Source organism: Lactobacillus sp. 3B(2020) (genome assembly GCF_013487845.1).
Lineage (GTDB): Bacteria > Bacillota > Bacilli > Lactobacillales > Lactobacillaceae > Limosilactobacillus > Limosilactobacillus alvi.
Map to the genome: position 1 here is coordinate 2,012,359 of NZ_CP047410.1, position 12,101 is coordinate 2,024,459.

10 protein-coding genes and 1 other annotated feature (1 of these 11 running past the window's edge) are annotated in these 12,101 nt (G+C 44.9%); of the genes, 2 read left to right on the forward strand and 8 right to left on the reverse strand.

Annotated features, from left to right (window positions below; translation table 11 throughout):
* The 3 genes from GTO83_RS09975 to GTO83_RS09985 all read right to left on the reverse strand — a co-directional run bounded on the left by GTO83_RS09975 (position 1) and on the right by GTO83_RS09985 (position 3,747).
* The gene (locus tag GTO83_RS09975; protein WP_180870871.1) at positions 1–1,158 is read right to left on the reverse strand and encodes a PLP-dependent aspartate aminotransferase family protein; all 1,158 of its coding nucleotides are present in this window, start codon (positions 1,156–1,158) and stop codon (positions 1–3) included.
* Positions 1,159–1,542: 384 nt separating this feature from the next.
* Positions 1,543–2,286 carry an amino acid ABC transporter ATP-binding protein gene (locus tag GTO83_RS09980; RefSeq protein ID WP_180870873.1) on the reverse strand — a complete coding sequence of 248 codons (744 nt, stop codon included), beginning with the start codon at positions 2,284–2,286 and terminating at the stop codon, positions 1,543–1,545.
* Between the two features lie 3 nt (positions 2,287–2,289).
* Complete coding sequence (locus GTO83_RS09985) at positions 2,290–3,747, reverse strand: ABC transporter substrate-binding protein/permease (protein ID WP_180870875.1); 1,458 nt, start codon at positions 3,745–3,747, stop codon at positions 2,290–2,292.
* Positions 3,748–4,355: 608 nt separating this feature from the next.
* On the opposite strand from GTO83_RS09985, the gene tyrS reads away from it, so the two are divergent.
* Together tyrS and trpS are read left to right on the forward strand one after the other, a co-directional pair.
* On the forward strand, positions 4,356–5,606 hold the full coding sequence (tyrS, locus tag GTO83_RS09990; protein WP_180870876.1) for a tyrosine--tRNA ligase: 1,251 nt from the start codon (positions 4,356–4,358) through the stop codon (positions 5,604–5,606).
* A 253-nt stretch (positions 5,607–5,859) separates the two neighbouring features.
* On the forward strand, positions 5,860–6,876 hold the full coding sequence (gene trpS, locus GTO83_RS09995) for a tryptophan--tRNA ligase (RefSeq protein ID WP_180870878.1): 1,017 nt from the start codon (positions 5,860–5,862) through the stop codon (positions 6,874–6,876).
* 197 nt (positions 6,877–7,073) lie between these two features.
* Here the strand turns inward: trpS and GTO83_RS10000 are convergent, their stop codons facing one another.
* The 5 genes from GTO83_RS10000 to GTO83_RS10020 form a co-directional block, all read right to left on the reverse strand.
* A complete protein-coding gene (locus GTO83_RS10000) occupies positions 7,074–7,922 on the reverse strand; it encodes a transporter substrate-binding domain-containing protein (protein WP_180870879.1) in 849 nt (282 codons plus the stop codon).
* Between the two features lie 204 nt (positions 7,923–8,126).
* Entirely contained in the window at positions 8,127–8,867 is a 741-nt protein-coding gene (locus GTO83_RS10005) for an amino acid ABC transporter ATP-binding protein (RefSeq protein WP_180870881.1), read from the reverse strand.
* A complete protein-coding gene (locus GTO83_RS10010) occupies positions 8,867–9,550 on the reverse strand; it encodes an amino acid ABC transporter permease (RefSeq protein ID WP_180870883.1) in 684 nt (227 codons plus the stop codon). The genes GTO83_RS10005 and GTO83_RS10010 overlap by 1 nt, the downstream gene beginning before the upstream one ends.
* Positions 9,531–10,190, reverse strand: a complete 660-nt coding sequence (locus GTO83_RS10015; RefSeq protein ID WP_180870885.1) for an amino acid ABC transporter permease — start codon at positions 10,188–10,190, stop codon at positions 9,531–9,533. Before GTO83_RS10015 ends, GTO83_RS10010 begins: the two co-directional genes overlap by 20 nt.
* Positions 10,191–10,481: 291 nt before the next feature.
* Positions 10,482–11,603, reverse strand: a complete 1,122-nt coding sequence (locus tag GTO83_RS10020) for a vitamin B12 independent methionine synthase (RefSeq protein WP_180870886.1) — start codon at positions 11,601–11,603, stop codon at positions 10,482–10,484.
* A 459-nt stretch (positions 11,604–12,062) separates the two neighbouring features.
* Positions 12,063–12,101: a binding site (T-box leader), on the forward strand; it runs 196 nt beyond the window's last position.

Genomic DNA, 12,101 nt, shown 5'->3' on the forward strand with positions numbered 1-12,101 from the left:
TTATGCTCCCTTCTTGTTAGCTTTTGTAAAAGCTTGGCTTAGATCAGTAATTAAATCCTTCGCATCTTCTATTCCGACGGCTAGCCGAATTAAACCGGGTTTAATCCCCGCAGCTAGCTGTTCAGTTGGTGATAACTCAGCGTGGCTCATTTTGCTTGGCAATTCAACTAAACTTTCGACAGCGCCTAAACTAACCGCCCGGGTGAACAGTCGCAAGTGGTTAACGAATTTAATCGGATCTTGACTCGCTGTAAGTTCAAAGGCGACCACGGCGCCAGCGCCTTTCGCTTCCGTTTGAAGAGTGGCATAGCCAGGTTGGTCTGGCAACCCAGGATAATAAACCCGATCGACTTCCGTACGTGACTTTAAGAAACGCACTAATTGACAGGCATTGGCTTGTTGCTGATTGATCCGGAGTTGCAGGGTTTTGATCCCGCGCGCCAGTTCATTAGCCCCCTCTGGTGATAAGATCGCCCCTAAAGCATTTTGAATGAAGTAAACTTGGTCCGCTAATTTAGGATCGTTGGCCACAACTACTCCAGCTGATAACTCCGAGTGACCTGCTAAGTATTTCGTGGCGGAATGAATGACAATGTCAGCCCCTAGCTTTAGTGGTTGCATCAACGCAGGGCTTAAGAAAGTATTATCAACCAACGTTAATAAATGATGGGCCTTAGCAAAGTCTGCCACTTGGCGGACCGAAATAACTTCAAGGAGGGGATTCGTAACCGGCTCAAAATAAATTGCCTTCGTATTTTTCTGAACTGCCTGTGCCAATTGATCAGGGTCGCGGAGATCAACACTAGTGAAGGTTAATCCCCACCGTTCAAAGAATTGATGAAATAGTCGGAAGGTCCCACCATAAATTTGATTACCAACAATGATATGGTCACCGGCCTTAAAAATTGCTAAAGCCGCGTGAATAGCGGCCATCCCCGAAGCAAAAGTAAAGGCCTGCCCACCACCTTCAAGCGTTGCAAGCTGCTTTTCGACGGCCAAGCGCGTCGGGTTGCCAGAACGTGAATAGTCGTACTTTACGGGTGCCCCAATTGCTGAGAAAGCATAAGTTGTTGCTTTATACACTGGCGTTGCGACCGCTCCGGTTTGATTATCATTAACGGCTGGTCCGTGAACTAAATTGGTTGTAAATTCTGCCATTTTGATCCCTCCTAAAATCCGGTACCAAAAAAGCGCCCCCGAACAGTTACCTGTTCAGGGACGCTATGCGTGGTACCACCCATTTTCACTAACTAATTACCTAGTTAGCCTTATCAGCACCATTTAGATGCCTAGAACGATATCGGGTTCCACCGGGTTTTGAGCCCATTAACCAGACCCAACGACCACGCTCCGAGCTCATCTTCAGTTAATTACTTAATCCGCCTTCGCACCATCAGCGGTCACTGAGCTTAAGGCCTTAACTTACTCTTCTCATCATCACGTAAAATTAAAATTTGATTAGATTATAGTTAAGAAAGGGTGGGTTGTCAAGGGAGAAAATGAGTTAGTGAGAAAGGCCGATGCTAGTGAATCAATCTGCATTTAAACATTCAGCACCTTATCCAAGAAACTCTTGGTGTCTTCATGTTGTGGATGATCAAAAATTTCATCTGGTTTTCCTTGTTCTCGGATAACCCCATCGTGGAAGAAGACTACCCGGTCGGCCACCCGCTTGGCAAAGCCCATCTCGTGGGTTACAACGACCATTGTCATCCCTTGCTTAGCTAAAGTTTGCATAACTTCCAAGACATCCCCAACCATTTCCGGATCTAGGGCACTTGTAGGTTCGTCAAAGAGCATTACATCCGGCTTCATGGCCAAGGCCCGGGCGATTGCCACCCGTTGCTTTTGCCCCCCAGATAAGGTGGTTGGGTTTACATCAGCTTTTTCCTTTAAGCCAACAATATCTAAGTAATGTAAAGCCGCTTTGCGCGCTTCGTCCTTAGTCATTTTCTTGAGTTGAACCGGCGCCAACATAATGTTTTCGGCCACTGACATATTCGGGAAAAGGTTAAAATGTTGGAACACCATCCCAATGTTTTGCCGCACCAAGTCGATATTTGTTTTCTTATCAGCAATATCGTAGCCGTCAATATAGACATGACCACTATTGGTTTCTTCCAAGCGATTTAAACACCGCAAGAAGGTACTCTTTCCACTCCCAGATGGCCCAATCATGCAGACCACTTCGTTTGGTTTGACGTTTAAGTTAATTCCCTTCAAGACTTCATTATCACCGTAGCTCTTGTGGAGGTCCTTAACTTGAATTTTATATTGCTTATCCATTTGCTAGGCCACCTTTCTTTGCACGTAGTTGGATAACCAGGTTAAGAGGGTAATGATGACAATGTAGATTACCCCAATGATTAACCACATCTTGAATCCTTCGAGGTTCCGGGAAATGATCACCGTCCCGGTTTGGGTCAATTCCATCACCCCAATGGCGGAAAGAATTGACGTATCCTTTAAGGTAATGATGAATTGGTTAACCAAGGATGGCACCATGATCTTGATTCCTTGTGGCATGATGACCTTAACTAAGGCCTTAGAGTATGGAAGCCCCAACGAACGAGCGGCCTCCCATTGGCCACGATCAACAGCGTCAAAGCCACCCTTAACGATCGCCCCAACGTAGGCCCCTTCATCAAGCATTAGGGTAATTACCCCAGCCGTAAAGAGGGGAATCTTGTGACCGATCAAACCTGGCATCCCAATGTAAATGAAGAAGGCCAAAACGATCATTGGCATCCCCCGGAAAATGTAGATCAAAGTTGAAGAAATCCCGGTCAGAACTTTGTTTTCGGCAATTCCCATTACCCCAAGAATAATCCCAAAGACCAGAGCTAAAAAGGCCCCCACGATCGTTAACTTCAAGGTTTCAACCAACCCAGCAGTCAAAGCACCGGCGTTGTTCTTAATCAAAGCAGGAATCGTCCGCTGACTAGCGGAGTCAGCCTTGGAAGCTGAACCTTTCGTGTACTTGTCCAACAGCTTTTGCATCCGGCCCGTCTTTTGCATCCAAGTAATCCCATCGTTTAATTTGTGAAGGAGTTCTTGATTTTGGCCCTTCTTGATCCCCATAGCTACTGGTTGAGAGTTAACTGCCTTGGTAACAACCCTTAACTTCATCCCGTTTCGGATTCCGTAACGCAGTACCGGTTCATCATCAAAGGTGGCAGCAGAGTTCCCGTTGGCCACATCAGACCACATCGTGTTATCGGTCTTGTAGTACTTAATCTTAAAGCCATACTTGTTAGCAATCGACTTAGCATAAATGGCACCACTGGTCCCAGACTTAACGGCCACGGTCTTGCCCTTTAATTGCTTTAACGACTTAATGTTACTATTACTTGCGACGGCCATGACAACCCCAGAATCATAGTAAGACTTAGTGAAATCAATCGTAGCTTTCCGCTCGTTAGTGACACTCATCCCACCCATGGAAGCATCAATTTGACCTGCTTGTAAGGCAGTTAAGGTTGCGTCAAAACTCATAACCTTTAAGCGGTACTTAAAACCTTCATGCTTGGCAATTTGCTGAAGCATTTCAATTTCAATTCCTGGGTTTTTACCATTGTATGTACCCCGGTTGTTTGGAATTTCAAATGGTTCAAAACTATCAACGGTCCCAATTGTATATGTGGGTTCGCTCGCAGCGTGGATCGGTTCCTGCCGACCCATCACCAATCCAAAGCCGACTAGAACCGCCAAACTCATTAGCAATTTAATTAGCCAATGTTTTCTCATTGCACGCCACTCCCTTACTTAACTTTTTTAACTTTTATAATTGGTTAATACTCTAACACGATGATTTTACTTTCGACACAATCATAAGACGATTGCGTAAATTAAAAAGTTGTAATCAATTTCTAATCGTGTTTTCTAAATTAAGTTAGGAGAAAAAGTTAATTTAATTAAGCTTAAATTTTAAAGCTTGAATTCATCATTTTAGTAAAATTAGCACCGCACAGATCTGAGATCCGGCGTAATTTGACGTAGCTTGCGCAGATTTTTAGATCTGTTGGGTGCAAAAAACAATATTTAATAATGATCGCCATTCCCGCTGGAAACTCCTTCTTTTTCTCTTGACACCCCGCCCCAAACATTGTTTAATGAGCTTAACTATTTTTCGTCGAAGTAGTTAGCTAGTTCCCTGACAAAGAGAGGTAACGGCGCTGGAAGTTACCGCACAGCTAGTTAACGAATTACAGCGAAAAGCTAAAATTGAATCGGGTTAAAATGAGGTACGTTAAGTACAAAGTTGGGTGGTACCACGGTTAAGATCGTCCCATGGCTAAATGTCATGGGACGATTTTTTATTAACCCGAAAGCCAAAATCAACGGAGGATCTGAATATGAATATCGTCGATGAATTAAAATGGCGCGGCGCCTTAAACCAAGTAACGGATGAAGCAGGACTCAAAAAGTTAACTAGCGAAAAAAAGATTAGCCTTTATTGCGGAACGGACCCAACGGGTGATAGTCTCCACATTGGGCACTTAATTCCCTTTATGATGCTCAAGCGGTTTCAATTAGCTGGTCACCACCCCGTCATCATCATCGGTGGCGGAACTGGGGCCATCGGTGACCCATCCGGCCGGAAGACGGAACGGACCCTGCAAACCGAATCCCAATTGGAACACAACAAGCAGGCCTTAACCGCCCAAATGGTTAAGCTCTTTGGCACCGAAAACTTTACCATTGTTGATAACTACGACTGGTTAAGTCAATTCTCAATGATTGACTTCTTACGGGACTTTGGGAAGCTCTTTAACATCAACACGATGCTAAACAAAGAAGTGGTGGCTAGTCGGTTAGCTTCCGGAATTTCCTTTACTGAATTCACCTACCAAATCCTCCAAGCAGTTGACTTCTTGCACCTCTACAAGCACAACGACGTCCAACTTCAAATTGGAGGTTCGGACCAATGGGGTAACATCACTTCCGGAATTGACCTGATCCACAAGACGGAAGGGGCTGACGCTGAAGTTTACGGTTTAACAATCCCATTGATGCTTAAGGCTGACGGCACCAAATTTGGCAAGACCGCTGGGGGAGCCGTTTGGTTAGACGAAAAGAAGACCTCCCCTTACGAGTTCTACCAATTCTGGTTGAACCAAGATGACCGGGACGTCGTCAAATACTTGAAGTACTTTACTTTCTTAAATCAAGACGAAATTAACGCCTTAGCTGAAAAAGTAAAGACCGAACCTTGGAAGCGGGAAGCACAAAAGCGGTTAGCTGCCGAAGTTACCACCTTCGTTCACGGGGAAGCTGCCACGGAACAAGCCATCAAGATTTCTCAACTTCTCTTCTCAGGGAACGTCCAAGACTTGAGCGTTGATGAAGTGGAACAAGCCTTTGCAGGGACTCCATCCGTTGCAGTTAGTGCTGAACCCAAGAACATCATCGACTGGTTAGTTGATACCAAGATTGAACCATCCAAGCGCCAAGCTCGCGAAGACGTAAAAAACGGGGCCATCCGGGTTAACGGCGAAAAGGTTACTGACGAAGAAGCTACTATTAACCCTGCTGATCACTTTGATGGCAAATATGTCATCATCCGGCGGGGGAAGAAGAACTACACCCTAGCCAAGGTCGACTAAAGGCTTGCATTTCCAAGCTAAAAAGTTATAATCAAAATTAATTGCACCGTGTTAGAGTAGGTCGCCAACCTAACAGAGATGGGTTCTTGTGCTGAAAAACCCGCCTGGTAGACCGAAGTGGACCACGGCGAAAGTTGAATCACCCCGCATAAAGTGGCGAAGTATTTCGCAAAGTAGGTGGCACCGCGGTCCAGTCGTCCTACGCTCAGTCGAGCGCGGGGCGATTTTTGTTTACCTAGAAAGGAAGATTATTATGACAGCAAAGAAAATTGTTTTAACCGGGGATCGGCCCACCGGGAAGCTTCACATTGGCCACTACGTTGGTTCTTTAAAAGAACGGGTTAAGATGCAAAACAGTGGCGAATACCGGCCTTTCATCATGATTGCCGACCAACAAGCGTTAACTGATAACGCTCGTGATCCTGAAAAGGTTCAAAACAGCCTCTTACAAGTGGCCTTGGACTACTTAGCCGTTGGTTTGGATCCTAAAAAGTCAACGATCTACGTTCAATCCCAAATTCCGGCCCTTTCCGAATTAAACATGTACTACCTAAATTTAGTTACAGTTTCCCGGTTGGAACGGAACCCCACGGTTAAGAGTGAAATCCAACAAAAAAACTTTAATCACTCCATTCCCGCTGGTTTTTTAACCTACCCAGTTAGCCAAGCAGCTGATATCACGGCTTTCAAGGCGGAACTTGTTCCCGTTGGTGACGACCAAGAACCAATGCTTGAACAAACCCGGGAAATTGTCCGGACCTTTAACAACATCTACGGGGATGTCTTAGTTGAACCACAAGGGGTTTTCCCACCAAAGGGCCAGGGCCGGATTCCTGGGCTGGATGGGAACGCCAAAATGAGTAAGTCTTTGGGCAACGCCATCTATCTCGCTGATGATGAAGCCACCTTGAAAAAGAAGGTCATGTCAATGTACACCGACCCGAACCACATCCACATTGAAGATCCAGGTCAAGTCGAAGGTAACGTTGTTTTCACTTACCTAGACATCTTCGATCCGGACAAAGCAAAGGTTCAAGCATTAAAGGACCAATACCGTCACGGTGGCTTAGGCGACGTGAAGATCAAGCGTTACTTGCTGGAAGTCTTAAATAACGAACTTGCCCCAATTCGCCAACGCCGGGAAGAATTTGCCAAGGACCCCGCCGCTGTTTACGCCATGTTAAAAGCTGGCAGTGACGCTGCTAACGCGGTTGCCGCTAAGACCCTCGATGAGGTTAAGGACGCAATGGGAATTAATTATTTTAAGTAAACATACGATGTTAGCCAGATTCATGGCGGTCAGCTTATCTCAAGGATCGCTTTTGAAGCGGAACTGGAGGAGCTTTTTCCCCATCCTCTACCAAATGACTGCATAATCTTAAAGCAAAAACCACCCATCTAATCATCTCCGACTAGATGGGTGGTTTTCCGTTAGGGGCTAGGAAGAAGGCCTTCTCCTGACTTCATTTACTTTTCTAAAATAATATCGTTAGCCTTAACTTCTTTCCCGAAATATGGCTTCAATTCTTGGTTAAAGTCCTTTTCAAAGAACCCGTTCTTGTTCAATTTAGTGATTTCTTTGTTCGTCCAGTTTAAAAGCGACTTGTTTCCCTTCTTAACGGCTGGTGAAATGGATTGTTGGGCTCCAAGATGCTTAATACTTACCGTGTAAGATGGATTGTTCTTAACCCAAGCGTAAAGGTAAGAGTTGTCATCGGCTAAAGCTTGTGCCCGGCCGTGCTTCAAAGCGTTAAATTGTTGAGTCTTGGAATCAAACTTCAATTGGGTAACGCCAGTTTGGTGCTGTGTGAAGTAGTTTTCGGCCGTCGTCCCCTTGTTAATGATTAACTTCTTACCCTTCAATTGACTTAATTTAGTAATTGGGTGACTCTTCTTGGAAACGACCCCCACTGAAACCTTCATGTATGGCTTAGCGAAGTCAACGATTTGCTTCCGTTCCTTAGTAACCGTGAAGTTAGCAAGGACCAAGTCGGCCTTGTTAGAGTTTAAAGTGTCCACGCGGTTGTTAGCGTTAACCTGAACAAACTTGACCTTAACCCCAAGGTCCTTCCCGATTTGACGGGCTAAGTAAACGTCGTAACCAACCCGCTTACCGTCTTGGTTCACCCAACCATATGGCTTGAGGTCACCAAAAACAGCAATCCGAATTACCCCCCGCTTCTTAATGGCAGCAACCGAAGATTGATTGGCAGCCGCTTGGGCATGGGTTTGGTTGGCGGCTAAGCCTGCCCAAAGACCAGATAAAGCAAGGACTAGGCTCGCAACAACTAAGATAATTCGCTTAAGGTATTTCATGATTTTTCCTCCTCAGATAATGAGTGTTTTAATTGTAAATTATTTACTTTGTGGAATATGCAACTTGTTTGAGGTAGCATTCTGCGCAATTCGGCTTTGCTAGGGTTGACGCTCTAGATAAGTACATGGTCTCAAATCCAGTTAAAGTTGACTTTAGCGAGTATTTTATTCTTATCATCGCCTCAACCTGGCAAAACAGCTTTCTTAATAATCCATACTTGCCAAGAACTCTTTGGCCCGGTCGGTTTGGGGGTTGGTGAAGAATTGCTTGGCAGAAGTGGTTTCACGGAGACGGCCATCTTCAAGGAACAGGACCTGATCGGCCACCTTAGCGGCAAAGGTTAACTCGTGGGTCACAATGATCATTGTCATGTGGTCCTTTTCGGCTAGTTCTTGCATAATGTTTAAGACTCCCCGAACCATTTCGGGGTCAAGCGAGGCGGTAACTTCATCAAATAACATCAACTTGGGATGCATAATCAGTGCCCGGATAATTGCGATTCGTTGCTTTTGTCCCCCAGAAAGTTGCCGCGGATAGGCATCAGCTTGATCCGCTAATTCAAACCGTTCCAGTAACTTTTGGGCTTCTGCCTTCACTTCGCCTTCATCTCGTTTTTGAACCTTGGTTGGTCCCAAGAGAATATTGCCCATCACCGTTAAGTTCGGGAACAAATCATAACTCTGAAAAACCATCCCAATTTTCTGGCGTAGCTTTTGCCAGCTTACCTTATCGGGGGTTACCTTTTTTCCTTCAAAAGTGATCGTCCCCTTTTGATAAGGTTCCAAACCATTTAGGGTTCGAATCAAGGTACTTTTTCCGGAACCCGAAGGCCCAACTAAAGCAATTACCTCTCCTTCGTGAATCGAAAAGTTAATATCATGCAGAGCCTGCCAGTCACCATAATACTTGTCTAAATGATCAACCCGCATTAATTCAGTTGCCATTACTTAACCTCCTTACTACTCTTTCGCAACCGTCGTTCCCACCAGGATAAAGGATAATCGACGATAAAATAGAGGATAAAAATTAACCCGTAAACCCAGAAAACCGTGGTTGGATGTTCGTTGTTATTCGCTTCGATGATTTGTTGGCCAATATTGATCACATCCATTACGCTAATCAACATCAATAAAGAAGTGGTTTTAATCACCCGGGTTGCCAAGTTAATCGTTCCGGGCAAAGCCAATTGAAAGGCTTGTGGAAGAGAAACGTACCAGAATAATTGACGATCATTTAGCCCCAAAGCTTCCCCCGCTTCAATTTGGTGTTTTGGAACTGACTCCAAAGCGCCGCGCACAATATCAGAGTACTCGGCAGCTACCCAGAGCGTGAAAGCTAGCACCGCCATCCAGGTTCCGGGCCAGTTTACATTAAATTGTCGTGGCAAAATATAGTAAACCAAAAACAATAACACAACGGTTGGAACAATCCGGAAGAATTCAAGATATAAGCGAAAGATCAGTTTCACTAAACGGTTTGACCGGGTCCGTAAAAAGCCAAAAAGAATTCCTAAAATTCCGCCAAAGAGGATCGACAAAGCGGCGATCCAAACTGAGGTCCATAAACCGCCCATTAGCCGGGCAAAATTATGTCCCGCAAAGAGGACATTAATTCCCGAATGCGCCATGGCGAACCCTCCTTTCAAGCCAATCTAAAAACAGAATTACTGGAATTAAAATTACGGCATAGGCTAAAACTAAAACTAACAAATACTCGTTGCTCCGATAGTACAAGCCAATTAAGTCCAGAGCCGTATTCGTTAATTCTGGAATCGCCACCACGGAGAAGATTGAAGTTTCTTTGATCAAGAAGATCACGTTAGCAGCAAAGGCCGGTACGCTCAAGGCTAACCCTTGCGGGAAAACCACGTACCGAGCAAGCTGCCAATCGCTCATCCCCAAGGCTTTACCACTTTCAATCTGAGTTTTGCTAACCCCCTCAAAACCCCCGGTAAAGCCATCAGCCATGTAGGCCCCACCTAAAAAGGTTAGGCCCACAATCCCACAGGCCGTAGCTGACATTTTCCAGCCTAATACCGGAAAGGCATAGTAAAGAAAGAATAATTGCAACAACAACGGCGTATTCCGCGCCACTTCTGCATAAACTGTTAGGACCTGCCGCAAAACCGGAACCCGGAAATACTCGGCTAAGCTAACGATTAACCCAACCAGGGCTGCTAAGGCAATCCCAACTGCTGACATCCAGATCGTTACCCACAACGCCTTTTCAAACGTCGGTAAGCTCTGGACAATCACTGACCAACTCAAAAGCTTCTCCTCCTCTCAAAGAAAAAAAGCACTCGCTATCCCCAATGGAACAGCGAGTGCTTTCAAATCATCGGTTTTAACCTAATGATCCCTTCGGAACGCTGAAATTTGAGGATGCCCAAATAACCGGTTGTTTGAACAACAACACGGCATCGTCATCATTTGCATTTGGGAATCCCAAACCATTTCGTTTCCTCCTGTTTTTCATTGATCTTTAATTTAAGTTTAATCCTAGTCGTTTGATCGACAAATGTCAACCACCTGAGCTTACTTTTTATGAGAAATCACTAATTATTGAAAAGCTCCTGGCCAAACTGTTTCCGCAACTTCCCTTACCAGACGGACCTTGGCCCATTCTTGATCTTCAGTTAACAAGTTTCCTTCTTCCGTAGAAGCAAACCCACATTGCGGACTCAAAGCAAGATTGGTCAACGGCACGTGAGTACTTGCCTCTTCTAAGCGCGCCTTCAACTTAGCTGGCTTTTCAAGCGCCCCCTCCTTGGAAGTAATTAAGCCAAGGACCAAGGTAATGTTCGACCGTTGGTTCCAAATCGTCGCCAAGGGAGAAAAGTCCCCGGACCGGTCATTGTCGTATTCCAAGAAGAAACCATCGTAATTAAGTTGCCCAAGGTACTTCGCTACTGGTCCATAGCCACCGGCAAATAAGAAGGTTGAGCGGAAGTTTCCCCGGCAAATGTGGGTTGTAACCGTCAAATCTTCTGGTAATCCAGCCAAAGCACCATTGATTACCGTTACCGCGTCTTCACATAAAGCAACATATTTGGCGTGTTCCTCCGGTTGCTCCTTCGTATCATTGAGTTTAGCAATCAAAAATGCCCAGGTCGTATCATCAATTTGAAGGTACCGACAACCTAAATCATAGAAGTGTTGAATGGTTTGGTGGTAGGCCTTAGCGAGATCAGTTAAGTAATCTACCCGGGTATCATAAAACTTTGGCCAGTTGTCAGAGCGATGATCACGGAAAAGCATCGTCGGTGATGGAATCGTTTGTTTAGCAACCACCCCATGCTCTTGCGCCAGACCGTGTAAGAACTTAAAGGCGGCAAAGAAAGGATGGTCTGGATTATAAGCTACCTTCCCTGCTAATTCCGCATTATCAGTCCGCGTCTTCTTGCCATGAAACTTGTATGATTCATGCCCATCATACTTAGCAACTCCGTTAAGGCCCCAAAGAAAATCTAAATGCCACCAGCTCCGGCGAAATTCACCATCGGTAACGGCTTGGAGCCCGTTATCAACTTCTTTTTGCACCAAGTCCGTAATTAAGCGATCTTCAACTGCCGTTAAAGCATCCCGGTCTAATTCACCAGTAAAATACTTTTGCCGCGCTGCTTTTAATTCTTGTGGCCGCAAAAAACTCCCTACAATATCATTCTTAAATGGTGCTGTCATCCTAATCATCCTTTCTAACACTAAAAAAGAGTCCCTTGAACCAACCGGCTCAAGGGGCTCCGATAATCTCGGTGCGGTACCACCCTAGTACTTATCACTCAAACAGAACTAAGCATTCTGTGGGCAGTTAACGGGCCCAACCGCAATTGGCTAATTATTCGCCAATCGATCCGCTCCTAGACCATCTTCACTTTTTAACTAATCGTGGTTCCCATCATTTCCACTTCGCTGGAGATTAGCGCCAAAAGTTACTCATCTTTTCTTAGCGTTCTTTAATTTTTGACTTGTAGCAAGTATAACACTTTTGCTTCTAAGTGCAAATATTCTTCCTTGATTTAAATTTATTTCCACCCAAAGACATTGATTTATCAGCATTTCTTACAACAAATAAAATAAAATTCGCTTTTGAGGTTGACGATTAGAGAAAAATTAACTAAGATTAAAACTAACTTAAATTATTCGAACACAATGAGAAAGAAGAGTAAGTTTATTTCACCA

Bases quoted from the DNA above. Each gene is read 5' to 3' on its own strand.
- GTO83_RS09975 (WP_180870871.1), bottom strand. From the start codon at position 1,158: ATGGCAGAATTTACAACCAATTTAGTTCACGGACCAGCCGTTAATGAT.
- GTO83_RS09985 (WP_180870875.1), bottom strand. From the start codon at position 3,747: ATGAGAAAACATTGGCTAATTAAATTGCTAATGAGTTTGGCGGTTCTA.
- GTO83_RS10005 (WP_180870881.1), bottom strand. From the start codon at position 8,867: ATGGCAACTGAATTAATGCGGGTTGATCATTTAGACAAGTATTATGGT.
- GTO83_RS10020 (WP_180870886.1), bottom strand. From the start codon at position 11,603: ATGACAGCACCATTTAAGAATGATATTGTAGGGAGTTTTTTGCGGCCA.
- tyrS (WP_180870876.1), top strand. From the start codon at position 4,356: ATGAATATCGTCGATGAATTAAAATGGCGCGGCGCCTTAAACCAAGTA.
- GTO83_RS10000 (WP_180870879.1), bottom strand. From the start codon at position 7,922: ATGAAATACCTTAAGCGAATTATCTTAGTTGTTGCGAGCCTAGTCCTT.
- trpS (WP_180870878.1), top strand. From the start codon at position 5,860: ATGACAGCAAAGAAAATTGTTTTAACCGGGGATCGGCCCACCGGGAAG.
- GTO83_RS10010 (WP_180870883.1), bottom strand. From the start codon at position 9,550: ATGGCGCATTCGGGAATTAATGTCCTCTTTGCGGGACATAATTTTGCC.
- GTO83_RS09980 (WP_180870873.1), bottom strand. From the start codon at position 2,286: ATGGATAAGCAATATAAAATTCAAGTTAAGGACCTCCACAAGAGCTAC.